The sequence below is a fragment of the Gracilimonas sp. genome (assembly GCF_031581265.1).
Lineage (GTDB): Bacteria > Bacteroidota > Rhodothermia > Balneolales > Balneolaceae > Gracilimonas.
Window position 1 is genome coordinate 1 of record NZ_JAVLBQ010000001.1, and the last position, 26,773, is coordinate 26,773.

Sequence of the window (26,773 nt, forward strand, 5' to 3'; positions counted from 1 at the left end):
CGACTCTTCGAATAATTGATGAATATTCTTGTCGAGTATTTAGTTCGAGTTCTGTTTCTCCACAACCAACAACAAATATCAATAACAGAATAAAGCTTGATGGACGATACATTTTAAAGTCAATTTTTGATTAAGGTTTAAAAGCCACATAACGGCCCAGCGCATAACGGGCGCGGAGATTAGGAGTTAATAAACGATTAAAATTTCAAAACAAGCAACTCTGGAAGCCAACAGCACGTCCGCGTCCCCAGTTAATGCGCTTGTTATACCATTTTATTGATTTCCAATTATTACTTCATGTATTAAAGATACTGAACGTAAATTTTCAAGAACGATACTATATGCAAAAGACCTCTCTTCTGAGATTTCAATATTATCATTAATTAGGTCATTCGGAGTATTTGCATTATTTGCTGCAATTACTTTACCGGATTCGTCAAAAAAGGTAATAGTTGTTGTTGGCTGTAATTCTTTATTGGTAACAAATTCAAAATATAGTTTGTCAGAATTATCAGAATTGGCCAACACAAAGTCATAATCGATTAGGGAATAGTCTTCATTTGAAAGCTCCCCACTTAAGTCAACTTCAATAAATAGCGTACTGTCACAGGAAATTAATATTAGACTTAAGAAAAGGGAAAGAATAAAACTTTTAGGTTTCATAGACTTACTATTTTAGTTGTGTAATTAATGGTTTCAAAATGGTATAACATATTAATATGCGACTTGGGGTATCTTATAAGACGTCGCATAATGTTCCGCATTCCGCCTTCAAACCGGCAAACCACATCTTTTTAGTTTTTATGCGAAGAAAGTGTCGCAGAACCTCGTCGGATAACATATTAATGATGAACATTTCACCACCCGATAATGTATATCATTCAACGCACAAATTCATTAATATTTTAGAGTTGTGGATATTTAACTGGTAGAATGATCAATAAACCCACTCAAATGTATCGGCTGAATAAAAGTTTATTGACTTTTTAGGAATGGTTGTAGCTTTTCTATTTCCTTATCTTAGTTCTTACTTCAACTTATTCATTCAAGCTAAACTAACTAATGGACCCCGTCACCCACGGACTTATTGGTGCCACTGCTTCCCAATCCTTTGCAAAGAAGAAGCAATTTCGGGCAGCAGCTTTTACAGGTCTGACCTCTGCCCTGCTTGCCGACCTTGATGTATTTATTGCCAGCCCTTCCGATCCCCTGCTAAACCTGGAGATGCACCGGCAGTTTACGCATTCCCTTTTCTTCATTCCGTTTGGGGCATTAATCGCCACCTTGGTCATCTATTGGTTCGTGAAAAAGCATCTGACCTTAAAACAAACCTACCTATTTAGTTTGGCCGGTTACGCTACGGCAGGAATCATGGATTATTTCACCAGCTACGGCGTGCAGCTTTTCTGGCCCTTTACCGATCAGCGTTACTCGCTGGATATTATATCAGTCTTTGATCCCCTTTTTACGCTTGGAGTTATCATTTTAGCCGGTATGGCATTTTATAAAAGGAAGAAATTATTCGCTTGGCTGGGGCTCGCATGGATTATTCTTTACCTGTCCTTTGGATTCACTCAACAACAAAAAGCGACAAGTATCGCCGAAGAAATCGCCTCGTCAAGAAATCACATAATCAGCCAACTGATTGTAAAACCTACCATTGCCAATCAACTGCTTTGGAGTGCGCGGTATGTGGCTGAAGGGCAATTGTATGCAGTGGGAATCAGATTGAGTCCTTTTTCAGAGCCTATTATTTATAAAGGGGAAAGTGCTCCATTGCTGCAATGGGAAGAGGAATTCAGCGAATACCAAGGCACCACCTTATACCGCGATATAGAACGATTTTCAAAGCTCTCAGATGGAATACTCATCAAACACCCCGATCATAACAATGTGATCGGAGATGGGCGCTATTCGATGCTGCCTACTACCCTCTCTCCGCTTTGGGGCATTGAAGTTGATACTACCCGTCCGGGCCAACATGTTGATTTTGGTACCTATCGGGATTCAAATCCGGAAGTCAGGCAAACTTTTATGAATATGTTATTCAGTGATCAGTGAACAGTGATCAAATTTGGAAAACTTGTACAATACAATTTCGTTTCTTATAACAAAAACGCTCCGACGCTGAGCGTCCGGAGCGAGTATGAATGGTTTTGTGAGCTACAGGAAAAGTACTTTTACAAAAACATGGTAAGCTAACTCATACCAAAACTGCTTACTGTACACTGCCTACTGCTCACTGTTAACTGAAAAAAACCCTATTTATTCATAGAGATCAAAAACTCTTCATTATTCTTCGTGCCTTTGATTTTATCGAGCAGAAAGTCCATGGCTTCGTAAGCACTCATATTGGTAAGATAACGGCGAAGCAGTACCACTTTCTCTCGTTCGGCATCAGAAACCAACAATTCTTCGCGTCGGGTTCCGCTTCGGAAGATGTCAATAGCCGGATACAGGCGTCGGTCTGAGAGTCTGCGATCCAGGTAAATTTCCATATTACCGGTTCCCTTGAATTCCTCAAAAATCACATCATCCATACGAGATCCAGTGTCGATCAACGCAGTAGCAAGTATAGTCAGCGAACCACCGTTTTCGATATTACGGGCAGAGCTGAATAACTGACGCGGAGCTTTAAGAGCTTCAGAGTCAATACCGCCCGACATGGTTCTCCCTTTATTGGAAGCTACTATGTTGTAGGCACGTGCCAGTCGCGTGATGGAATCCATCAGCATCAATACATCATGACCACTTTCCACCAGTCTTTTGGCTTTTTCGAAAACAATCTCTGCAAGTCCGATATGGTTTTCCGGTTTCTCATCAAACGTTGAAGCGACTACTTCTGCATTTTTAACGCTGCGCTCCATCTCGGTCACTTCTTCAGGGCGTTCATCTACTAAAACAATCAAAATTTTGGTGTCCGGATGATTTGCAGAAACAGCGTTGGCAATATTTCTGAGAATCGTAGTTTTACCGGTTTTGGGCTGGGCCACAATCAATCCACGCTGACCTTTACCAACCGGAGCAAATAAATCTATTAAACGAGTTGAGTGTTCCGTTGGTGAAAATTCCAGTCTGTATCGCTGGTCGGGGTGAATAGGTAACAGGTCCTCAAAATCCTGTCGGTTATCCATGTCGTGAGGAATACGTCCGTTGACCCCTTCAATTCTAAGTAAGGCAAAATAACGCTCACCAACTTTAGGAGGCCGAATTACACCAATTACTACATCCCCCTGTTTTAATCTAAATCTTTTGATTTGCGATGGTGACACATAAATATCATCAGGACTGGCCTTATAATTATAATTAACCGACCTCAAGAAACCATATCCGTCCGGTAAAATTTCGAGCGTCCCTTCGTTCAATAAATAAGGACCTAAATCAGGTTCAAGTTCTTCAATTCTTTCCTGTAAAGTCGGCGCCTGAGACTCCGGCAACTTATTATGCTCGTGTCCTTTGCGCGTCTTACTGTGTGGACGTTTCCTGTTGTTGCCCTTATTCTGATCTTTCTTCTTTTCCTCTTTTTTATAGGAAACAATATGGCTTTGTCCGCCATAATTTTTCAGTTCAGTATCTTTCTCCGAAGAACTGTTCTCTTGATTCTCATTTTCATCTTTAGATTTACTATCCTTTTCATCCTTTGAAGAGTCCTTTGACTTAGCTTCTTCGCGAATTTGTTCTATCAAATTGACTTTACGTATTCCTGTAACACGTTTAATGCCAATGGATTTGGCTATTGTCTGTAGTTCGTGAAGTTTTTTTCCTTCTAAGGATTCTAAGTCCCCGGCCGAAAGTCCGGCGGTTTCATTATCTGACATAAAAATGTGGTTATGAATAAATGATTCTTACTGAATTTGGGGTGAATATCATGTTACCCTTTTTTGGCAACTAAAATGGACATTCAATCAGGTAAGGTAAATGGGTGGAAGATTATGATACGTTTGTGATCCACCGCTTAACGATGGGATAAAAGTAAAAACTTCCCATAAAAATTACTAACTCTGTCTTCAATTCATTTAAAATTTTTTCTTTATCACTTTCTGTTAACAAAGTGGCGTCGATTTTATCCTTTACATCACTCCATTTTGCGGCTCGTTCCCCCTCCTGTTCAATAAAATAAACTTCCTTAAACCCTTTGAAATATTCTAAGGTATTCTCGTTCAGTTTATCGCCCATCAAAGAAAAAACAAGAACGGTATCTGCTATGGGTTTCATCTCTTTGATGGCATTCAAGGATGATTCCAGGGCCTGGGAGTTATGAGCTCCACTGAAAAACCAATCGTAGTCAGTGTGAATTTTTTCGAATCGAGCCCGGACGCCATCAAATGTTTCTATCCCTCTTATCAAGTTTTCCTGAGAGACATTCCATTTACTTTTTAGAACTTCAATAGCCAGCCAAACCATTGCTATATTCCATTTATTAACTGCTTCTCTGAACTTTGTGTTGAGCTGAACCGAGCGATTATTCAAAAAAACTGTGCCTGATTTCCATTCAGGTTTCAAATCATTTGCTTTATAAAGCTGTGCATTCCGGTTTAAACTAACCTCTTTAATAACCGATTCTGCTTTCTCAGAAAGATCACCAACTATAACCGGTGTATTTTGTTTTATGATGCCGGCTTTTTCAAGAGCAATTTTTTCGATACGGTCTCCCAAAATAGCTTCATGATCCATCCCGATACTTGTAATGATGGACAACTCCGGTTTTATAATATTCGTTGAATCCAGTCTCCCTCCCAAGCCCGTTTCAATGATTCCGACATCAACTTGCTGATCTGCAAAAAACCAAAACGTCAGAGCGGTGCTAATCTCAAAATAGCTTAGAGGTATCTCATGTAATAAGTCATCCGCTTTCTGAAAAAATTCGAGAATCTTTTTATCTGAAATCTCCTCCTTCTCTAACCTGAATCGCTCATGATAGCGCAATAAATGAGGAGAGGTAAATAGCCCGGTTTTATAGCCGGCTTCAGCATATACCTGTTCAAGCAGGTGTGCTGTTGTTCCCTTTCCATTGGTTCCAGCTATATGGATTGAGGAAAATTCATCCTGTGGATTTCCCAGATGATCACAAAATGCACGAATGTTCTCCAATGAAAAGTTTGATGCAGCCGCTCCGGATTTCTGAAACATGGGAATAGCATTTAAAAAATCCCAAACATCATCTATGGTTTTAAAGCGACTCAAATCTTCAGGTTCTCCATTTTATAGGATTCAAAACTCTCTTTGATTTTTCTAACAACGGGGTGCTGTATTTGAAATTCCCGATCTTCTATCGCAGATACATCCAAAATTTCTATAAGAGAGTTGGTACAAAACACAGCCTCAGCATCTTGTATTTCATATAGATCGTAGGCTCCTTCATGAACCGGAATGTTTTGCTCTCCACAAACTTCAACTATGATGGAACGGGTAATTCCCGGAAGCAAGTCACAATTTTTTGATGGAGTAAATACGGTTTCATTTTTTATCCAAAATACGTTTGCTGAGGTCGTCTCACTTATTTTGTCACTGATGGTGAGCATCAGGGCGTCATCTTTATTCTTTGCTTTTGCTTCCTGTGCGGCCTTGATGTAATTCAGCCCATTGCTAAGCTTGTATTGCCTTGACAAAGCCTTATCCGGGATGCAACGGGTGTTTGCTACAGTTAATCTAACAGGGGCTTTCTTAGGCGATATTTCTCCAATTTGCGCCATCCAGTTTACCTGGGATGAAGAGGATTTGTAGCCTCGTTCCCCTTTCCGCCAGCACTGAATTCGTACCATGGCATCTTTATCAGAAAGTTTGTTCTTATCGGAAAGTCGAACAACAGATTCTTTTAATTCATGTGAACTGAAGTCGGCTTCCATTCCCAAATAAGAAAGTCCATTGATAAGCCGATTAAAATGCTCTTGCCAACCCAAAAATTTGCCCGAATAAAACCGGATGGTCTCAAAACAACCATCCCCGTACATCATGCCTCGATTTAATGGAGAAACTGAAGCTTCTTCTTCAGTAACAAATTCCCCATTTAGAATCATACATCGGCCTGATTTCATGGCATAAACACTTTTAAGGAATCGTACCCAATTCCTTTTTCATAGCCTATATTTGATTTGAGCACATTCGAATTTTCATCAAATAAAATATAGCTGGGAAATCCGGGTACTTTCAGGTAATTGAAAAGCTTAATGCCATCGGTGTACACAAAGTTGGGGTATTCTTTATTTTGGGCAAGGGATTCTTCTGCATCTTTCACCAACGCAGCTATCACTTTCAAGGAATCGTATTCATTTTGAAGTATTTCAATTTCGTCCAACATAGAACGGGATTTGTCAGACCAGCTCGCCCAAAATACCAATATCGTTTTTTGCCCTTTAAGGTCTTCGACTCCCACTGAATCTCCCGCTCCAACAATCCGCATATTCATAGTGGTAAGTGAGTCAGCTTCCACTAAATTTTCTTCAAACACCCGGTATTGTTTGTTGGTAAAACTGAAGGATGACCACACGATTATAATCATAGTCAGGAAACCAACAGCTATCATAAAGGGTACAAACTGTTCTTGTTTTAAGCGCATATAATTTTTTCTGATAGATAGATAAGATTCTACTTCAAAATGAGAGCAGATACCGAACCAACATTAACGTTATTTGCTGCCACTTCCTCATTGATCATCAAATTAAGCAACGTTTCTTTTTCAATCCAAGAAGTAAGATCAAAATTTTGTTCTTCATCAGATCTATTCAATACAACCAGAACTTTTTCATTTTCATGGACTCTTTCAAAAATCACCCACTTTTCGACGGTATTGTGATCTAATATAGTTGCGGATCCTAAAGCTAAAGCAGGTTCGGAATTTCGCAATTCTGTCAGGGATTGATAGTAGTCAAAAAGCTCTTTATCAAAGTTATTATCATCGGCCGAACGCTCTTCCCAAAATGGATGATGGGTCTCCGGTTCATACTCCATATCTTCCCAAACCATGGGTTTTCTGTCATCCGGATCATCGGCTCCCCACATTCCACTTTCGGTTCCGTAGTACATCATCGGCGCTCCTTGCCAGGTAAACTGAAAGGCCACAACTAAGCGCTGAATTTGGCGTTCATCTTCGTTGGGTTTACGTACTTTGAAGCCGTCTCTTGGATGACTTTCCCCTTCATATTCAATTCCCTGATTTACTGTGAATGATGCCAATCTTGCGGTGTCATGACTATCCATAAGATTTTGAAGAACGTGTCCCGCTTCATTGGGATAGTCTTCCTGAACTTGTTCCAACCTTCGGACAAACTCTTCAGTATCAATTTTGTCATCAATCAAAAAATCCTTTGCTGCATAGGCAAAACGATAGTTCATCACGGATGTAAACATTTCTGCATTGATGAATTCCTTCGCTTTCTCCGTCCAAATTTCGGCTACAGTAATGGCTTCAGGGTTGATGTCCCGAACCAAAGTGTGCCACTCTTTCCAGAACTCTTTACCAACTTCTTCAGCTACATCCAGTCGCCAGCCGTCCACTCCGTCTGAGGGATCGCCATCACCATTTGGGTCCATCCATCGTTTTGTGACTGCAAAAATGTGTTCTCTTATGGGCTTAATTAGCGTGCCATCTTCCTCTTTTAAAACCGGTAAGCCTTTAAATCCCCACCAGCCTTCATAGTCAAATTCATTGGTATCAGGAGTAGCAGGATCGTCATATGAAAGTACGTTATACCAATCCTTATACGGTGAATCTTCCTGATTTTTGACCAAGTCCTGAAAGGCCCAAAATTCGGTTCCGGTGTGATTCCAGACCCCATCTATTACTACCTTGATATCTCTTTTATGAGCTTCCTGAATTAGATTCAGGAACAGAGAATCAGCTGAAGTCCACTGCCAGGTTGATGGATTCCCCGGATCTTCAGCTTTAAACATCGCAACATCTCCGACGGGATCAGGACCAAAATTTCGATCGATGTGATGGTAGTAGGAAGCATCATATTTGTGCATAGACTGGGCATCAAAAACCGGGTTAAAATAGATTCCGCCAGTTCCCAGCTCTTTTAGGTAATCCAGTTTATCAATTACCCCTTGTAAGTCGCCGCCATATCTCCGCTCTCGAACAATGGCATAGAAATCGTCGGTATGATTTATTTCCCATTGATCTCTTTTATACCAGTCTTGGGTCCATTCTGTGGGATGCCAGCCTTCCGGGCCTCGTGCTCGTTCCCTATCCGGTTGATTTGTTGGGTCTCCATCCCGAAATCGCTCCGGAAAGATTTGGTACCAAACGATACCTTTGGACCATTCAGGTGCGCTATAATAGTCTTGGTTGTCCGGAGATTGCTTTTCTGTACAAGAAAGTAAACTGACAAAAAATAGTAGTGGAATAGCTACGCTGAGTAATTTTTTCATTTTAAGATTTATATGGAGAGAGCAATTCGATGGTGTTTCCTTTAGAATCCCGGTAAACAAGGAAGTCAGAATCTATAGTAAAAACTTTAGAGCCCTTTTTATTTTCAACCATAGCAATCAAACAGAGATCAGCCAGAGAAGAGGATATGTTCTGATATTTGAGAATGAAATTATGAATATCAGTTTTGTACTTAGGGTAAGGATTTTCAACCAGTAGTATTCCCTCATCAATCAATGAAAAAAGGGTCTCTACTCCATTATTCGCATGTTTGAGTAGAAAAATTGCTTCAGTTATAACAGCAGTACAAGTTACCATTGGTGCATCAAAGGAATCCATCATCGCACTTGCCCATGCGTGTTTTGAGTCACGACGGTCAATTAAAGCAACAATTGGACCGGTATCAGCTAAGACTGTCTTTGCCAAAATCTTCCATGTATTTGGGATTAGTAGAGAGATCTCCGGGACCTTCGACTGAGCCTACCAGATGTTTAGCCCTATCCAACAAAGAGCCAGGTGTGGGTTCAACCCTATACTCTACTATCTCTTCATTCACCAGACTCATTACGGCTTCTTTTTGAGACACTCCTTTTCGTTCGGCCAGCATTTTTATCTTGGCTTTTTCTTCCGGAGTGAGCTTCATCCCAAACCATACAATATCTTTTTTATTTTTGTCTTTCTTGCTCATGACTCTAACAATAATTAACCGTTGCAACAAATTTAATCAATTGTTGCAACTTTTCCTAAAATACGCCTTTGAAGGCTTTTAAACCTGTTCAACGTTCTCATCCACATCATCTACAAAGTACATGGTAGCAGCTGCTATGAATAATACAATACCGCCTAAAATTAGGGCATATACTGCTTCTCCGTCAAAAAATGAACGAGTTACATATCCCAAAACTGTAGCTGCTATAAGCTGTGGAAGCACGATGAAGAAATTGAATATCCCCATGTATAATCCCATTTTTTTAGCAGGTATAGAACCGGCGAGAATGGCATAAGGCATTGCTAAAATAGAAGCCCATGCAATTCCTACTCCTACCATGGAAATAATCAACATCATGGGGTCTGAGAAGAAATAAATTGAGATAAGACCAAAACCACCGAGTATTAGGGAAATAGCATGAACCCATTTTCGGCTCAAGAGTTTTGCCATTGGTGCAAGCCCAAAAGCTACAATTGCAGCCACCCCATTATAAACTCCAAACATCACTCCAACCCAATCGGCTCCTTCGTTATAAAGAGCTGAAGTGGTGTCACTTGTTCCATAGATATGAGCCGTTACACCGGCCGTGGTATAGATCCACATGGCAAACAAGGCAAACCATGAGAAAAATTGAACCAAAGCCAGCTGTTTCATGGTTTTGGGCATATGAATAAAATCATGCATAACTACAACAAGTCCTTGGTCTGTTTTGCCTGTCTTTTGCAAAAACCCGGATAACATCATGATCAACCCAACAACTGTTAACCCTCCGGTTGCAACGTACACTTCTTTGTCGAGGGCATATTCATACGTAAGCCAGGTAGTTATGGCTCCCACAACCGCAAATATAAACCCTAAACTAATTTTCCTTTGTCCTTCCCCGGCTTCAATAGGTATATCTCTTAAATCATTAGTCTCCTGCCTAACATTTACCAAACCTGATTTAACTTCTACAACTTCATTATTTTCAGTATCAGCTTTATATCCTTTTTCATTTTCATCAAATCTTTTAAGTTGCTCGGGAGAGTATTCTTTGGATTTTATTACCGTCCAAACAACAGCTCCAATAAATGCGACCGCTCCCAAATAAAAAGACCATTTTACCGACGGAGGAATGACACCCTCAGGCGCGGTATTAGCAACACCAAACCAATTGTTCAACATCCAGGGTAAAGCTGAAGCTACAACGGCTCCGGTTCCAATAAAGAAACTCTGCATGGCAAAACCTTTAGTGCGCTGTTCCGAGGGAAGCATATCTCCGACAAATGCCCGAAAGGGTTCCATAGATACGTTGATGGAAGCATCCATAATCCACAGCATACCTGCGGCCACCCAAAGTACCGGGGAATTCGGCATAATCACCAAGGCAATGGAAGCCGCAATTGCACCAAATAGAAAATATGGCCGACGTCTACCTAACCGGGTCCAGGTGCGATCACTGAAATAGCCAATAATAGGTTGAACTACTAAACCGGTAAGCGGAGCAGCAATCCAGAGAATAGGAATATCATCAACACTGGCTCCCAAAGTTTCAAAAATACGGCTTACATTGGCATTTTGAAGGGCAAAACCAAATTGAATACCCAGAAAGCCAAAACTCATATTCCAGATTTCCCAGAAGCTGAGTCGGGGTCGTTTGTTTAATAATTCATCTGACATAAGCCGGTGGTTTTAAATTGGTGTTTTTCTTAAAAATATTTTCCGAGATTAATTTGAAAATTCACTCCGAAGTTGTCATCCTGAGCGTTTTAAACCTTCATAAAGCTCATTAGGGCTTATGTGAAGGGTCTCAAACTTTAAAAATTTATCAGTAAAAAACTTTGGGATCCTTCGCGGTAAGCACACATACTCATTAAAGCCAACGGGCGCTCAGAGTGACAAAAACTATATTGTATCATTTTGTCCTTTTTAACTATTATTTATTCGCAATCAGCAGCCAGGAATTTCCTGCTACTTCTACCGTATTGATATCTTCTTCGGGAAGCTGATCGGAGTAAATTTCATAGGATGTGTTACCTGTGATTCCATATTCATCCAACGCTACATTAACTGATTCACTTCCATTATTCAAATACACAAATACCCAGTCTTCACCTTTTTCACGCTTATATGTAAAGGTATTTTCAGAAGATTCAAAGATATTCAGATCACCCCCAAATTCTCCGTTCCAGAGTGCTTCATTTTCTTTCTTGAGGTCCAACAGCATTGTATAGAATGGCTGGTATTCGTAGTCTTTCCATTCTATTTCATCTTTTTCAAAGAACTCAAGCTGCTTGTCCAAGTTTGATTCCTGTCCGTTGTAGATAAGCGGCATACCATCTATAGTTGCAGACAAAACAGCAAAGTTTTCGAAGTTATCACCATACATACCCGGATCAGTTCCATTCCAGGAATTTTCATCATGGTTAGTGGTGAAATACATTCGGTAAGCATTTTCAGGAAACTTGGTCTCTTCAACTTCCATCAGGCTATCCAATACGGAAAAATCTTCGTTTCCTGCTGCTATTTCTCTAATTAAATGAGCATAAGTCCAGGTATAAGTCATATCAAAGGCTTCTTCATGCATTACCGGACCTTCATCCTCTGCCAGCATAAATACCGGTTTTATGGTATCAAGACGATCTCGTGCTTCATTCCAAAAGTCAATGGGTACCATTCCTGCCACATCACATCTATAGCCATCTATGTCAAATTCCCGCACCCAATATTCTAACGCATCATGCATGGCCTCACGCATTTCATTATTTGAATAGTCTAACTGAATTACATCTGTCCAATCTGTTCCACGAGGAGGCATAAAATTTCCTTCTTCATTCAGTTCATACCACTCCGGGTTTTGAGTCCACGGATTATCCCATGCCGTATGATTGGCCACCCAGTCAATAATTACTTTCATATCTCTTTCATGGGCTTCGTCTACCAAAGCCTGGAAATCTTCTTCGGTACCAAAATTTGGGTTGACTCTTTTATAATCTTGAACTGAGTAGTAACTGCCTAAAGGCCCTTTTCTGTTTTCTTCTCCAATAGGATGAATTGGCATCAACCACAGTATTTCAACTCCCATTTCTTCTAATCTTGGGAGGTCTTCTCTAAACGCATTGAAGGTTCCTTCTTCAGAATACTGGCGGATATTTACTTCATAGATATTCGCATTTTTACTCCATTCCGGATGCTCAACATTTCCGACAGGAGTATCCTCCGTATTTTCCACTTCTGGAGATGCACACGAGGACAATACCAATACAGAAATGGTTACAAAAGCTAATAACAGGTTTTTAAATGGGTTCATGAGTGTTTTATGAAATGTTTGTTGATAAATTTTTCCGAGTATAGTGCAGAACCTGCGAGCGTCCACAAGACCTCGCAGCGTTCGGTTAAAAGTATCTATTGCCGCTACCTGCAACGCTCACATCCCGAATTACTCGGGAGAACACTGCGAGGTTGCTAACATTTGCCCCTTCAGGAAACATCTTATACTCCCCGGTTGAGAACCTTCAGGCGTCAACCAGAGGGATATAAGTCAGGCTCACAAAGTCAAAATTTCAAATTTGTTGGATGGAAGTGTGACGTACAATCTTCCATTTTCAACTCTGAAGTCATTGCCAAAATGAGCTTCTAAATTGGTGTAATCGAATTCTTCGCGCAGTTCTACTTCAATTTCTTCGGTTTGAGCCGATTTATTGAAAACCGTGATCACCTGATTCTCAAAGTATGCACGAGAATACGACAGTGTGTTTTCTGTAACAGTGTGAAACTTAAAATCTCCGTATAAAAGCGGAAGTTCAGAAGTTCTCAGGTCGGTTAATTTCTTGTAGATATTCCGGTTGCTAATTTCATTTTCCGTCAGCTCTGATTCATCGAATTCCATCCAGCGACGGTTATCAGGATCGTTGGCTCCGGGCTGTCCGTATTCATCTCCTTGGTAGGTAACAGGAATTCCCGGAATGGTCTGATTGAAGGCATGAAACATGCTCAGCCGGTCATAGGCAAAAGCCTGGGGATATTCAATTTCACGGGTCCAGCCGGCCAGTTTGCCGTCTTCATCCCAAGCTACTTCCCCGCTCGTTAACGTGATAAATCTGGTTTTGTCATGATTACCGGAAATGTAGCCCATCAAATTATGATAGCCGTAATAATTGAAGCTTTCCTGCAGTTGGGTTTTAAATCCTTCAAAAGAATTACCCTGCCCAAAGGTGTTAAGCCCCGTATCATACATATTGAAATCAAACTGTGAATCCAGCATGCCGGAGTTTATGTAGCTGGCAATCAGCTCGCGACTTCCATAGGTCTCCCCAATCTGGAACACGCGCTTACCGGTTGGAATCGTCACCGAATCTTTGATTTTACGAGTCAACGTTCTCCAGAATTCCAGCTGAATATGTTTTGTGGCGTCGTGACGGAAACCGTCTAAATCAAATTCTTTGACCCAATAAAGAGCCGAGTCGGTCATAGTTTCAATAACTTCAGGCCGGGAAAAATCGAGTGTTGGCATAAAAGTATCGAACCATGTGGTTAGTCGATATTCATCCCACTTTTCGGTATTCAAGGTGCCATCCGGCAGATACAGATCTGTTGCCCAATCCGGATTATTCTGATAAACAAGATGCTCTTCATGCACGTGGTTAGCTACGTAATCTAATATCACACTCATCTCATTTTGGTGTGCCACATCCAGCAGTTCCCGGAATTCTTCTTCCGTACCAAACCTATAATCTAACTTTGAAGATGAAATAGGCCAATAGCCATGATACCCTGAAAACTTGGTAGTCACCCCTCCTTTATCCCACAAACCATAAGCTCCTTCCGGGTTAAGAGTGATTGGAGAAAGCCACAGCGTGTTCACTCCCATTTCTTCGAAATATCCATCTTGTATTTTCTGTGTGATGCCGGCGAAATCTCCGCCGTAGTAATTAGATTTGGGATGAATGTCGGGATCATCAACTTTCTTTGTGTTGGAGGGATTCCCATCTTTAAAACGATCAATAAGCACGAAGTACATATTCCATGTGTGATAATCGTGGCGGTTAAGCCGATCAGGATTGCTCAGAATTTGCCCGTTATGCAAGGGAATCAGTACATCGTTTGACAGTTTACCATTTTCGGCATAGGTCCAGGCACGAATATGAGACCGTTCCATAAAGGACGCATTCGCAGGTAATTCAAAACTCACAAATTTATCCTGATGTTGTGTTTCCAGTTCAAAATTATTCCACAGCACAATGGTATTCTCAGGAAAATCCGTTTTTAGATATACCGATGGACCGGAATAATCATAGGTTACTAAACTTGGCTTTTCAGCTTCTATATCTCCCACAGTAAGAACTGAATTTGTTCCTCCCATGCCGTTTGAAACGGTATTTGGGTTAGCCGGATCGGGTATTTCTACTCCATCTACAACCAACACATACTGATAAACACCTTCGTTTACCAACATTGTCGTTTCCCACACGTCTCCATTCTTCTCTAAGATTGCGGCATTGGGATTCCAGTTGTTCATTTCCCCTTTTAGCTTCACTGATGAGACTTCGCTATCCGGCTCATAACAAATCGTAACTTCTTTTTTGACCGATTTTTTTACTAAGAGGTCATATGAAAATCCTTCAGCCCAAATATGGAGCAAATCAAGTGGAGCTTCTAAATTACCGGTTAGGGTAATGGTGGATTTGTCTTCAGCAAGCTGAGCCTGTAACCCTTCAGGGGCAATAACGGAATCGATGAGTGAGTGAGAAATAAAGTAATCAGCCGTTATTATTTCGGTTTCCCCATACTCAAGAGTTACAGGTGTTGCCAGCCCTATGACTTGTGATTCTTCCGGGGCCTCGATATAAGATGAACACCCGGTGAGAACCAGCACCAGTACAGTAATTACGGATTTAATGGTCTTTGTTAACACGTGTTTAATTTTAAATTTTGAATGTTAAATGTTGAATTATTTCATAAATCAACATTTAACATTCCCAATTTCCTACTTAATGAGCATCATCTTCTGAGTGAATACTTTTCCACCTGCTTGCAATCGATATATATACATACTACTACTTAGGTTTGAGGCATCAAAATGTACCTGGTAGCTTCCGGCAGACTTCCTTTCGTTTACTAAAGTAGCCACTTCCCTTCCCAGCATATCATACACTTTCAGGGAGACTTCACTGCCCCCTGCTAACTGATAACTGATCACTGTGCTCGGGTTGAAAGGGTTTGGATAGTTTTGTTTTAGCTGAAATTCGGTTGGTATATTTCCATTTGAAAACTCTTCATTTGATGTCACCAATTCTTCATCAGGACTTCCAAAATCTTTGGTTGAATAGATTTTAAATTCTCCGGGATCAAGGTTCAAATCAAAATCTGCCCCTGAAACGTTAACTGAAGTTCCGCTAAAGAAATCAAACCACTCTCCGCTATTTGTGAAATTTACATCTACCGTAGTTTCTGTAACACCAAAGTTGCCAACAGCCACCACTGTTGCATCATCATGCTCTAAAGTGAATGTCTTAGTGGAGCCACTCAGACTATAACTTGCAGATACAGGATCTGTAAAAACCGGGGAGCTTTTTCTAAGGCGAATCAATTCTTTCCATGTTTTATAGAGTTTCAGCCTTTCTTCATCTTGAAAATATTCCCAGCGAATTGGTTTTTCAGCCGTTCTTCCCGGCGCAAAAGACGGACAATCGGGAGATTCATTCAGACACTGTTCCCCATTATCACCGTATCCATAGCCGAGTTCTCCAAACTGCCAAATCATTTTAGGTCCCGGCAGTGTAAAGAAAAAAGCTCCCGCTAATTTCTGTCTTCCGAGTGCTGTTTCAAGATCAGTGATATCGTAATCTCCGGATGAATTGCCAAATTTTCTGTTCTTTAACATCAGCCATTGCTCATCGTGACTTTCCATATACCCAACCAAGTACCGTTTTTCAAAACTTGATCTTGATTCTGAAAGCACGCCATATAAATTCGATTTCCCACCATCATGATAGCCCATCGTAGCTTCGCTGTAAGGGTGATTCATATTTCCCCATAACATGATACCCTTGCCTTCATCTACACGGTAATTTGCCCACTGAGCTTCTTCACTCTCCTGACCCAAGTGCTCAAATATGACAATGAAATCCTCATCGGCAGCCCACTGATAATCTGCGTACTTTTTAAGCACTTTGATGCGATCCGTTTGCGGTGCATTGGTACAACCACCACTGTCACCAGAACAATTCTGGGTAAATCCTTTCGTTAAATCCCAGCGAAATCCATCTATTTTATACTCATCAATCCAGTGCTCAATCATTCTTTTGTTATAATATTGAGTACCGGAATATGAATGGTCAAAATCGTTGAAAACATTGTAGGCATGACGAGCCTGAGAATTGAAATAATAGGAATCATCATTTCCATAAAGCTGGAAAAATGGATTGGGGTCTGATGCATGATTCATTACCACATCAAGAATAACAGCCATACCTCGTTTATGGGCTTCATCCACAAAACGTTTAAAAGTCTCGGGGGTGCCGTATGCTTTATCGAGTGCAAGGTGGTGATTCGGGTTATACCCCCAGCTTAAATTACCATCAAATTCACTGACAGGCATTAGTTCAATAGCATTTACTCCAAGATTTTCAAGATAGTTGAGTGAGTCAGTCAGTGTTTGGAAATTATTTTCGTTCAGGAAATCCCGCAATAGAAGCTCATATATAACCAATTCTTCTTTATCTGGACGTTGGTAGTCAGAAGCCTCCCACGTATAATCCTGCTCTTCTCTTAAATAAGTAACCCACCCTTCTGTTTCCTCTGAAGGATAGGGCATCAGGTCAGGAAAAGTGTTATCGGTGATATATTGATCATTAAAAGGATCAAGAATCAATTCTGAATATGGATCTGACACTCGTACTTCACCATCTACCAAATATTGAAATGCATGATCTCCTGCTTCCAGGTCATCTAATTCAATCCAGAACCAGGTGCTGTCACTTCCATGGTGTTCGATATTCATTAAGTAGTCTGATTTTGGAGTCCAGTCATTGAAGCTTCCAATCACATGCACATACTCTTTAGAAGGCGCAAAGAGTGAAAGCGTTACCGAACCATCAGCATTTCTGGTAATTCCATCTTCAAGGCCTTCAGGACGAGGTGTTTCGGATTTGTTTTCATCAACAACAGTAAAAAAAACAGAGGCCGTATCAGTTACATTTTGACCATTATCGGCAACAAGATCGAAGGTTACATCGGTATCACTTTCTGTGGGAGTAAAATTATAGGTGAGTGTTTCTGATGTATCCGACAATACTTCATTCCCATTCTTAAAAAGGGTCAGACTTAACGTGCCTGCATTTGTAGAACCGGCTCCTTCTAATTCAAACGATTCATTATCATTTAATATCACAAACTCTTTATCCGGCGATAAAAATTGCGCATTGGTTTCCCCTGTAAAAAGATCAATGAATATATCTGAACCCCCGGTGTCCTTTCCTTCCCGAACTATTTCACCATTTTGAACCCCTTTAAAAACAATGGCAATCTGCTCTACTTCTTCTCCGCTACTGACGCCAAAAAAATCCCTAACAGATGGTGAATATGTAAATCCCCATTTATCATCTCCAAGTGGAGTTGCTTTCATGGATTCATCGTTTACCGTCCAGCCATATGGTACGTATTTCCAGACTCCCCCATTTGAACTATTGTCGGTTATGAGTCCGGTATGTAAATATACATCTCCCGAAAATCCTTCCAGCTCTCCATTTCCTTCAGTGGCATCATAAACAATGGTAACTTCAGAATTTTCAGTTGGAAAAGACGGTTCTGTAGTAATAATTTGAGCCCAAAGAGAATTTGAGAGGAACAACAAAAACAGCAATGGCAGAAACTTTGAGCTTCTCATATTAAATAACTTTTAGGTATCCTTAGATCTTCCATTCACTGATATGGAAGTGCGGGTAACTAATTCGGGGGTATAAATGGTTTGTGAAACGGTTTTATCAGGATTATTCATCCTGTCTATCAAATTTTGAGTAGCGAAAAAGCCCATTTCTCTCATCGGCTGACGGACGGTTGATAGCCCCATATATTCGGCCAGTTCAATATCATCATAACCAATTATCGGAATAGATATTCTGGTATCTTGCATGGCTTTTAATGCACCTACCGCTTGAATGTCAGAAGCACAGAAACAGGCATCCGGTCTGGGTTTTAAGGCCAGAATTTTCTTCATTGCTTCGTAACCTGCTCTTTCCGTAAATCCATCACGATTCATGGTATCTCCTTTCACAATCAATTTTCCATTAAAAGGAATACCACACTCTTTCAATGCTTTTTTATACCCTCTCAATCTATCTTTTATTGGCTTAGAATCTTCATATGCGGAGAGCATTGCAATCTTAGTATGGCCGCTGTCGTAAAGTGCTTTTACTGCTCGATAAGCTCCCTGTGAATTATCAACACTAACAGAATCAAACCCTTCAAAATATTCATCCACTAACGTTATCGGGACATTGTATTTTGTAAAGCTTTCCCAATCTTCATCTTTCAAATGAACAGAAACAAATAAGTAGCCTTCAGCCCACCTTCGTTTTAAGACATGTTCAACTTGTTTTTTAAGATCTTTATTCGGTGAAATGTTGAATATGCTAAGGTCATAATTCAAATCACTTAGCTTATCCTGAACACCTCCAAGAATCTCCATAAAAAAGTAATTTGATATCACCGGTACAACAATCATCAAGGTGTTATTCTTGCGGCTTGCTAATCCCTGTGCATAAACCTGAGGGTGATATCCAACCTCATCTGCTACAGCCAATACTTTTTTGCGTGACTTATCTGACACATTCTCACTGTTATTGAAAACACGTGAGACTGTGGCAATACTTACACCGGCCTTTTTCGCGATATCGTAAATCGTTGCTGCCAAATCAAAAATCTTAAATTAGTGATTACCTTACTGTCAATTAAACTCCGGAACAGGATTAAACTATCTATTATTTAGCTCACGGATGTACTTTATGTACATTATTATGAAATAAACAGTTAAGATTGTAGAAAAACTGAGCCGGGTTACCCCGGCATAACCGGGGATTCCAGACTGTTAGCCTTTATTGAATTTAATTTTGGCTTAAAGAGTATGAATAAGGGGCTTCACTCAAATCCAACGTAACCGTATAATTTCCAGACTCAGCTACTTGAATGTTGCTACCTCCCTGATCCAGAATACCATCACCTTCATTATCACCGTAATCTAAATCCCAGGCATCATTCGCTCTGAATTTCATTTCACCGGCTGATAGATTTAGCGTGATCGTCCAAACTTTATCAACTAAATCGTATGACATGTCTTGATCAGAATCCCAGCCATTCGGAGTTGCACTGCCGATAACCCCCCATTGAGTATTTAATACAGTATAGGTTAGTGTATTCAGGTTTACATTGATTTTGTAATAACCCGGATCAGCCAACTCTATATTATTACCCCCGGCCTCAAGAGATCCATCGCCTCCACTGTCACCATAATCTGCGTCCCAGTCTCTTTCAGGAGTAAACTTGTACTGATTACCTCCGTTAGCCATATAAACATAGCCTTCATATTGCTCATTGCTCTCTACTGAGGTTAATGGTGGGGCATCTTGCGGTGTCCAATCGTTACCATAACCACTGGCTGATTGATAGCTACCCGGTACAAAGATTTGAGGATAACTAACATCTATGAAATATGGCGTAACAGACATTGAGATCGGATCGGATAACATTTGTTCGATATCATCATTGATATCCGTTATTACCCGAACCTCGATTTCAGATTCTACATTTGCAGGCAATCCGGCAGCTAACAAGCTGTTATTGAATTCTCCCACCGTCATAGAAAATGAAGTCTCAGAAGTTTGCCCAAGATCTGTTGGGCTTTCAAAGTCGGTACCTGAAGGAGCCATCTCGACCTTATAATCTGCAGCCGTTCTAAAACCAACACCGGGTTTACTCCATTCAATCTCAAATGCAGTTTCATCTGCATTTTCTTCCGTAAGGACAATACTTTCACCGGAAGGTCCCGTGGTTATTTTGGTAGGCTCAACATTGGTGCTAAACTTAGGCCCTAAAGAGTCTTCGCAAGAAGCAAAAACTAACAGGCCGGTCAATACAAAAATTAATAAGTTTAATTTCTTCATAATTCTGTGGAATAATTTTTATTGGTTATTAATAACCTGGGTTTTGTTCCAGATTTGGATTCGAATTCACATCAGAAGCAGGTATTGGGTAAATGCTATATATATCACTTACACCAGTGCCCTCCTGCACACCACCTTTCCAGGCCCATACATATTCGGAAGATGTAAACTGACCGAAACGTATCAGGTCAGTTCTGCGGTGACCTTCCCAGTATAATTCTCTTGCACGTTCCTGAAGTACTAATTCCGGTGTAAGATCACTACCTGAAATATTAGCTGAACTGTTGCCATAAGCACGCTCTCGAAGCTCATTTATCAATGTAACAGCCGTGCTCGTATTTCCACCTGAAGCACCTCTTGCAGTGGCTTCAGCATACATCAGATAAGAATCCGCTAAACGAAACATTGGAAAATCAATATCCACAAAGGTTAAGTCGCTTCCTGCTTCGCCACTTCTTGTGATATTCTTCCATTTTGTAACGGTATATCCGTTTGAAAAGTCAGATATATCGGCAACTTCTTTCGTTTGTCCGTCAGTAAAAAACATTTCGCGAGAATCATTCGGGTTGATCTGCTTCTCAATTGAATAAGTAAGATTATTGGTATCAATAACCATGTAATAGAATCCACCTTCTTCTACTGAGAAGTTGCCTCCGCCTCCGGAAACCATACTCCCGTCATTATTGCTGTACTCCTGACTTCCCCAATCACCTTCCGTGAATTTAAATTCGGCTCCATCAGCGAAGTAAACATATCCGGTATAAACACCGTTATTCTCATCAGATACTAAGGTTCCTGCATCTAATGGACTCCAGTCACCACTGTAACCACTGGCTCCCTGATAACCACCAGGTACATACAAAATTTTATCGCCATCAGGATTTGGAGTTTGAAATCCGGTATAGTCATCCATGAATAAATCCACGAATTGAGGGGGAACTCGGTACCCACCCCAGCCACCGTCAAGACCAAAATCAGAGGCATTCATGTTGCCACCTACTGCAGCATGAGCGATGAAAGTTGTTCCACCATACCCGGTAGTATTGATCCCATCAAATGTAATTGGGAAGATGATCCCGTCAGAAAGATGGTTATCAGCCAAGAATAATTCCTCATAATTATCGTGAAGAGTGTAAGCACCACTATTGTTGATCTGTTCCGTATAAGTGATTACATCATCATATCGATCCTGACCTATATAAACTTCAGCATTCAAATAGAGTTTTGATAACAACATCCAGACTGCAGCACGATCAGCACGACCGTATTCATTTTGCCCCGGAGCTGATAAATTACCCTCAATAACTAACAATTCACTTTCAATAAAATTGAATAAATCATTAGCATTGGTAGCTTGTGGCGGTTGCGACCCTACTTCATTCTCTTCTGTTACAAAAGGAATATTTCCTCCAAATAAGTCGAGTGCATGCCAGTAATTGAGAGCACGAATAAATCGAGCTTCAGCAACATATTCCTGGATTACAGCTTCCTCTCTTCCCTCAGCATTTCGAATGAATTCGTTAGCCAGAGCAATTTGATAGTAGATCCTGCTGTACATTCCCATAACAAAGTTGTTAGAAGCCGTCCAGGAAATTGTATTGAAACTTGGAAGGCCTTCGTCGCCCCAGCCGATAACAGCCAGATCAGTTGGATTTACCTGATGAGTAAAATATTGACGAAGATAACTTGAAAAGCCTTCATCAATACCCTGAATATCAGCATCACCAGCAGGGCCTTGCTGTCCGGTTGTAGCAAATCCGGCATACAGTTTAGCCAACACCTGTCGGTAATCTTCCGGAGTTTCATATACTGTTTCAGATGTTACAACATCGTTGTCAATTGGAGTAGTATCCAAATCATTAACACATGAAGTAACAGTGAAACCCAAGAATACAATAAGTGCTATAAATAATGTTCTATATGTTTGATTAAACATGATCTTGGTTATTAAAAAGTTTCAATTAGAAGTTCAGATTTAATCCTAAAACAAATGTTCGGGGACGTGGGTAAATATTATTATCAATTCCGCCGAATACTTCAGGATCTAATCCACTGTAATCAGTAATTACAAATACGTTCTGTACAGTCGCAGAGACTCTGAGACTGCTTATTGCATCAAGTACATTATTAAATGTGTATCCTACGTTAATATTATCAACTCGCAAGAATGACGCGTTTTCAACAAAATGGTCAGAGAAAAACTGAGCATTATCAAAATTGGTTTCCAAAATAGAGGATGGAGCATTTCTCAAGTAACCTTCATAAAGCATCTCACTGTAATAGGAGTTACTCGATTTTACGTTGTTGTACACATAGTTACCCAAACTTGCATGCCCTGCCAATGAAGCATCCCAGCTTTTGTATTCCACTCTTGTGTTAAACCCAAATTCATAGTCAGCACTTGGGCTTTTATATCGATATTTGTCAGATTCATTTATTACACCATCTCCATTTCTGTCAACATATAGCCCTTCAATGGGATCGCCTTCCGCATTATAAACCTGCTCATACACGTAAAAGGAGTTTCTCGGATAACCAACTGTGTGGACTTGGATAGTGTTTCCCACACCTCCTGAAATTCCACCTGTCTCAACACCTATATAGTCAGGATCATCTACAGTGGTAAGTTTGGTGATCTCATCACTATTTTTGGCCATGTTAAATCCAAGTTCCCAGTAAGTGTCTTGTGTAGATATCATCCGGCCTGTGACCTCAACTTCAAACCCTCTTACTTCCAGGTTACCAACATTAGAGAGAATTCGATTTGTAAAGTTGGATCCAGCTGCTACAGGCACAACATTCAACAGATCAGTAGTTTCTCTATAATATCCTTCAACCTTTCCAAAAACTCGGTCATTAAAGAAACTATAATCTAAACCTATATTGTAAGTTGTGGTCTCCTCCCACTTGAGGTTGGCGTTGTAACCTTCGGGACGGAGAGTTGTTACAAATTCATTACCAAACTGGTACCTGGCTGTTGCCTGACTGTATGTGTATTGAGCTAAATAAGGATAATCTCCCAAACCGATCTCTTGCTGACCTGTTACACCGTAACCCAACCGAAGTTTGAGCTCGGTAATGTTCTCTACATCACTTAATAATGACTCCTCATGCATTTTCCAGGCTAATGCGGCTGATGGAAATAATCCCCAACGATTTTCTTCAGAGAATCTTGAGGTCCCATCCTGCCTGAGTGTAGCCGTTAAAAGATACTTGTCTTTGAAGGTGTAATTCAGCCTCCCAAAGAATGAAACAATATAATTTTCTGTAGCATAGTCAGAATCTTGCCTGACATCCAGGTTTGCTTGATCACTTCGGTCATAATTGGTCGTATAATTTGAACCATCTTCAAAGTGATGCTCCCAGGAATAACCAGCAAGTATATCGAAACTGCTTTCCCACTCTGAGAGATCTTTTTTGTAGTTTAGGTAAAAATCGATCAATTCATTTTCTTTGACCTGGTCATAATCTACTCGAACTCCTGAAGTCTCAGGATCACCTGAATATTCAAAAGCTGCATTTTCTGGTACTGCAATATCACCTGCAGCCACATCAGAATAATCAAAACCAACATTTAGAATAGCGTTTAACCCAGATGCAAATGGCAACTCATAATCCAGTTCTAAATTACCGATAGTTCGATAAACTGTTGATTCATCAGTGCGTTGCTCTAGTAATGCTACAGGATTATCTGGTGCCAAAGTATTTGGGTCATCATTATTATCAACCCAGGTATAATAGCCTCCGTAGGCATCATCCTTATCACCCACTCTAACAGGTTGAGTTGGGTCGAAGACAACAGCAGAGCCAATGGCCGCTCTGTTTCCAAACTGGTTATCAACTCGCATTCCTTTCAGGTTTAAGTTAACCTCTAATGCATCATCCAACAGTGTTGGATTTAATGTAACCGATCCAGTCAAACGATGATTTCTATCTGTTTTAAGGATTCCTTCATTCCCTGAGAATCCTAAAGAAACTCTGTAAGGAGTGCTTTGATAAGCACCGGTTAGATTTACATTATGATCTTGTCCAAAAGCATTCCGATAGATTTGATCTTGCCAGTCTGTATTGGTATTACCCAACCGGTCAAGACCATTTTCCCCAAATTGTTCTTCTACAACATCACGAAATTGATCCGCATCAAGCATATCAACTCGTTTTTGATTCGCCTGATATGAAAGTCTTGTGCTATAATTTACATCCAAATCTTGCCCTACACGTCCCTTTTTAGTATTGATAATGATCACACCATTTGATGCTCGAGACCCATAAATAGCCGTTGCAGATGCATCTTTTAAAATATTTATGGACTCAATATCATTCGGGTTTATCGTATTAAGAGGGTTCCTCATACCTGAGATTCCACCACCATCCAAAGGCACTCCATCCACTACAAAAAGAGGGTCGTTGCTTGCTGATAAAGAAGACCCACCTCGAATACGGATAGTTGCTCCACTACCGGGCGCACCATCACCTGATGTAACACTAACACCGGCAGCCTTACCTTGAAATAATTCCTGTGGAGAAGTAATATTTCCCTGATTAAAATCAGCTGTACTTATGGAATTAACTGAACCCGTATTATCACCTTGTTGCTGTGTACCATACCCAATTACAACTATTTCTTCACCAGAAAGTGTTTGAGGAGTTAAAGCCACATCAATTTGTGTGCGCCCCTCTATAGGAACTAAACGTCTTTCAAAACCGAGATACGAAAACGCTAAAGTATCCTCTAAACTGGATACTCTTAACTCGTACGTTCCGTCTAATGTAGTAGAAGTACCAACAGTTGTACCTACTACAATAATATTTACTCCAGGAAGGGTGTCACCGGTTTCGCTATCTGTTACAGTACCGGAAATGGTCCTCTGATCCTGCGCATAAGCTTCATTTTGTAATATTCCCGAAAATAGCAGTGCCATAATTATCGGAAAAAATGCAAGTGTTTTTAATGCATTTTGACTCTTTCCTTTTAAGCAGCCTCCTATAATCGGTATAGCTGTTTTATTCATATCAGGTCTCCAATATTTGTTTAACTGGATTTCTTGGTTGTTTATAACTTCTTTTAATGTATGTAAGCGCTTACATAATTTCAAGTAGAAATTACCTGTGTATTGAGTCCTTGGGAATGAATCGAGCATTACTATTTTAAATTAATTTACCTTCATTTATTTATAAATTTTACACTTAATAATTGTATATGAAATGACAATATCCCCCCTGAGGTCTCAAACAGGTAGTCTGAATAGGCTAACAATAGCTTTATATAAATGAAAGGGCTTACAATTTGATGCTCAAATAAGAAAGATCATGAGCGCATTTCGACCTTATTCTTCCCGTAATTCTCTTTAATGTACTTATTCAAAATTCCCCTAAACTCTTCCCCAATATTATCTCCCCTCAATGTAGTTGAGTGTTCCCCGTCAATATAAACAGGAGCTTTGGGTTCTTCGAAAGTTCCCGGAAGGGAAATACCTATATCTGCATTCCGTGATTCTCCGGGACCGTTAACCACGCAGCCCATCACAGCTACTTCCATCTCTTCTACTCCGGGATATACTTTTCGCCAAACCGGCATAGATTCTACAATGTATTCTTGAATATCCTGTGCAAGCTCTTGGAAATATGTGCTTTTGGTCCTACCACAACCCGGACAGGCCGTAACCTGTGGAATAAAACTTCTAATTTTTAAAGACTGAAGTATTTGCTGGGCAACCTGAACTTCAAGTGCACGATCAGCTCCCGGTTTTGGAGTTAAGGAAACCCGAATGGTATCCCCTATTCCCTGTTGCAAAATAACAGCTAAAGCTGACGCACTTGCCACCATCCCCTTCATTCCCATCCCGGCTTCGGTTAAACCTACATGTAGCGGATAATCGACTTCCTCTGCAATGCGTTCATATACGGTTACTACATCCTGCACACCCGACATCTTGCAACTTATAATAATTTTATTGGATGCGAGTCCCACATCTTCCGCTAATTTAGACGAACGTTTAGCACTTTCAACCATAGTATCAAGCATCACTTCTTTTGCAGACTTGGGCTTAGCCAAACTATTATTCTCATCCATTTTATCAGCCAGCAGCTGTTGATCTAATGATCCCCAATTTACCCCTATTCTAACGGGCTTGTCATACTTGATGGCTTGTTCTACAATTGTGGCAAAGTTTTCGTCTCGGGTTTTGGTGCCGGTATTTCCGGGATTGATTCTGAATTTAGCCAGAGATTTTGCCATCTCCGGGTATTTCGTCAGTAGCTTATGTCCATTGTAATGAAAATCTCCGATCACCGGAACCGGAACGCCCCGATTTACTAATTTCTCTTTTATATAAGGGACTGCTTTTGCCGCATCATCATTATTAACCGTTATGCGCACTAACTCTGATCCAGCTCGATATAAATGCTCAATTTGATCTGCTGTTTCGTCAATATCGGATGTATCGGTGTTGGTCATAGACTGTACTACGATTGGGGCTCCACCACCCACAGGAACATCCCCTACCATTACCTGAATTGTTTTACGACGCTTTATTTCGGCCATACCTGATTAATGCT

At 40.5% G+C, this 26,773-nt stretch carries 18 protein-coding genes; 1 reads left to right on the forward strand and 17 read right to left on the reverse strand.

Annotation, left to right across the window (positions count from 1 at the left end; translation table 11 throughout):
• Positions 1-273: 273 nt before the first annotated feature.
• Positions 274-663: a hypothetical protein gene (locus tag RI561_RS00005; protein WP_395078152.1), complete on the reverse strand. Its 390-nt coding sequence runs from the start codon at positions 661-663 to the stop codon at positions 274-276.
• Between the two features lie 399 nt (positions 664-1,062).
• Here RI561_RS00005 and RI561_RS00010 point away from each other — a divergent pair, with 399 nt between their 5' ends.
• Positions 1,063-2,061: a metal-dependent hydrolase gene (locus RI561_RS00010; protein ID WP_395078153.1), complete on the forward strand. Its 999-nt coding sequence runs from the start codon at positions 1,063-1,065 to the stop codon at positions 2,059-2,061.
• Between the two features lie 200 nt (positions 2,062-2,261).
• Here the strand turns inward: RI561_RS00010 and rho are convergent, their stop codons facing one another.
• The 16 genes from rho to ispG all read right to left on the reverse strand — a co-directional run bounded on the left by rho (position 2,262) and on the right by ispG (position 26,759).
• Entirely contained in the window at positions 2,262-3,818 is a 1,557-nt protein-coding gene (gene rho / locus RI561_RS00015) for a transcription termination factor Rho (RefSeq protein WP_395078154.1), read from the reverse strand.
• A 112-nt stretch (positions 3,819-3,930) separates the two neighbouring features.
• Positions 3,931-5,184 (reverse strand): bifunctional folylpolyglutamate synthase/dihydrofolate synthase, encoded by a 1,254-nt coding sequence (locus RI561_RS00020; RefSeq protein ID WP_395078155.1) that lies wholly within the window; start codon positions 5,182-5,184, stop codon positions 3,931-3,933.
• Positions 5,181-6,035: an aminotransferase class IV gene (locus RI561_RS00025; RefSeq protein WP_395078156.1), complete on the reverse strand. Its 855-nt coding sequence runs from the start codon at positions 6,033-6,035 to the stop codon at positions 5,181-5,183. The genes RI561_RS00020 and RI561_RS00025 overlap by 4 nt, the downstream gene beginning before the upstream one ends.
• Positions 6,032-6,556 (reverse strand): TlpA family protein disulfide reductase, encoded by a 525-nt coding sequence (locus RI561_RS00030; RefSeq protein ID WP_395078157.1) that lies wholly within the window; start codon positions 6,554-6,556, stop codon positions 6,032-6,034. The genes RI561_RS00025 and RI561_RS00030 overlap by 4 nt, the downstream gene beginning before the upstream one ends.
• 29 nt (positions 6,557-6,585) lie before the next feature.
• Complete coding sequence (locus tag RI561_RS00035; RefSeq protein WP_395078158.1) at positions 6,586-8,370, reverse strand: glycoside hydrolase family 13 protein; 1,785 nt, start codon at positions 8,368-8,370, stop codon at positions 6,586-6,588.
• Between the two features lies 1 nt (position 8,371).
• Positions 8,372-8,794, reverse strand: a complete 423-nt coding sequence (locus tag RI561_RS00040; RefSeq protein ID WP_395078159.1) for a type II toxin-antitoxin system VapC family toxin — start codon at positions 8,792-8,794, stop codon at positions 8,372-8,374.
• Entirely contained in the window at positions 8,772-9,056 is a 285-nt protein-coding gene (locus RI561_RS00045; protein ID WP_395078160.1) for a hypothetical protein, read from the reverse strand. The genes RI561_RS00040 and RI561_RS00045 overlap by 23 nt, the downstream gene beginning before the upstream one ends.
• Positions 9,057-9,134: 78 nt before the next feature.
• On the reverse strand, positions 9,135-10,736 hold the full coding sequence (locus RI561_RS00050) for an MFS transporter (RefSeq protein WP_395078161.1): 1,602 nt from the start codon (positions 10,734-10,736) through the stop codon (positions 9,135-9,137).
• Positions 10,737-10,992: 256 nt separating this feature from the next.
• A complete protein-coding gene (locus RI561_RS00055; protein ID WP_395078162.1) occupies positions 10,993-12,366 on the reverse strand; it encodes an alpha-amylase family glycosyl hydrolase in 1,374 nt (457 codons plus the stop codon).
• A gap of 237 nt (positions 12,367-12,603) precedes the next feature.
• Entirely contained in the window at positions 12,604-14,970 is a 2,367-nt protein-coding gene (locus RI561_RS00060) for an alpha-amylase family glycosyl hydrolase (protein ID WP_395078163.1), read from the reverse strand.
• 72 nt (positions 14,971-15,042) lie between these two features.
• Positions 15,043-17,943, reverse strand: coding sequence for an alpha-amylase family glycosyl hydrolase (locus RI561_RS00065; RefSeq protein ID WP_395078164.1), 2,901 nt, complete (start codon positions 17,941-17,943; stop codon positions 15,043-15,045).
• 12 nt (positions 17,944-17,955) lie between these two features.
• Positions 17,956-18,969 carry a LacI family DNA-binding transcriptional regulator gene (locus RI561_RS00070; RefSeq protein WP_395078165.1) on the reverse strand — a complete coding sequence of 338 codons (1,014 nt, stop codon included), beginning with the start codon at positions 18,967-18,969 and terminating at the stop codon, positions 17,956-17,958.
• Positions 18,970-19,159: 190 nt separating this feature from the next.
• Positions 19,160-20,215 carry a SusE domain-containing protein gene (locus tag RI561_RS00075; RefSeq protein ID WP_395078166.1) on the reverse strand — a complete coding sequence of 352 codons (1,056 nt, stop codon included), beginning with the start codon at positions 20,213-20,215 and terminating at the stop codon, positions 19,160-19,162.
• A 28-nt stretch (positions 20,216-20,243) separates the two neighbouring features.
• A complete protein-coding gene (locus RI561_RS00080) occupies positions 20,244-22,151 on the reverse strand; it encodes a RagB/SusD family nutrient uptake outer membrane protein (protein ID WP_395078167.1) in 1,908 nt (635 codons plus the stop codon).
• A gap of 25 nt (positions 22,152-22,176) precedes the next feature.
• Positions 22,177-25,227, reverse strand: coding sequence for a SusC/RagA family TonB-linked outer membrane protein (locus RI561_RS00085; RefSeq protein WP_395078168.1), 3,051 nt, complete (start codon positions 25,225-25,227; stop codon positions 22,177-22,179).
• 296 nt (positions 25,228-25,523) lie between these two features.
• Complete coding sequence (ispG, locus tag RI561_RS00090; protein ID WP_395078169.1) at positions 25,524-26,759, reverse strand: flavodoxin-dependent (E)-4-hydroxy-3-methylbut-2-enyl-diphosphate synthase; 1,236 nt, start codon at positions 26,757-26,759, stop codon at positions 25,524-25,526.
• Positions 26,760-26,773: the final 14 nt, after the last annotated feature.

Bases quoted from the DNA above. Each gene is read 5' to 3' on its own strand.
- RI561_RS00005 (WP_395078152.1), bottom strand. From the start codon at position 663: ATGAAACCTAAAAGTTTTATTCTTTCCCTTTTCTTAAGTCTAATATTA.
- RI561_RS00010 (WP_395078153.1), top strand. From the start codon at position 1,063: ATGGACCCCGTCACCCACGGACTTATTGGTGCCACTGCTTCCCAATCC.
- rho (WP_395078154.1), bottom strand. From the start codon at position 3,818: ATGTCAGATAATGAAACCGCCGGACTTTCGGCCGGGGACTTAGAATCC.
- RI561_RS00025 (WP_395078156.1), bottom strand. From the start codon at position 6,035: ATGAAATCAGGCCGATGTATGATTCTAAATGGGGAATTTGTTACTGAA.
- RI561_RS00030 (WP_395078157.1), bottom strand. From the start codon at position 6,556: ATGCGCTTAAAACAAGAACAGTTTGTACCCTTTATGATAGCTGTTGGT.
- RI561_RS00035 (WP_395078158.1), bottom strand. From the start codon at position 8,370: ATGAAAAAATTACTCAGCGTAGCTATTCCACTACTATTTTTTGTCAGT.
- RI561_RS00045 (WP_395078160.1), bottom strand. From the start codon at position 9,056: ATGAGCAAGAAAGACAAAAATAAAAAAGATATTGTATGGTTTGGGATG.
- RI561_RS00050 (WP_395078161.1), bottom strand. From the start codon at position 10,736: ATGTCAGATGAATTATTAAACAAACGACCCCGACTCAGCTTCTGGGAA.
- RI561_RS00055 (WP_395078162.1), bottom strand. From the start codon at position 12,366: ATGAACCCATTTAAAAACCTGTTATTAGCTTTTGTAACCATTTCTGTA.
- RI561_RS00065 (WP_395078164.1), bottom strand. From the start codon at position 17,943: ATGAGAAGCTCAAAGTTTCTGCCATTGCTGTTTTTGTTGTTCCTCTCA.
- RI561_RS00075 (WP_395078166.1), bottom strand. From the start codon at position 20,215: ATGAAGAAATTAAACTTATTAATTTTTGTATTGACCGGCCTGTTAGTT.
- RI561_RS00080 (WP_395078167.1), bottom strand. From the start codon at position 22,151: ATGTTTAATCAAACATATAGAACATTATTTATAGCACTTATTGTATTC.
- RI561_RS00085 (WP_395078168.1), bottom strand. From the start codon at position 25,227: ATGAATAAAACAGCTATACCGATTATAGGAGGCTGCTTAAAAGGAAAG.
- ispG (WP_395078169.1), bottom strand. From the start codon at position 26,759: ATGGCCGAAATAAAGCGTCGTAAAACAATTCAGGTAATGGTAGGGGAT.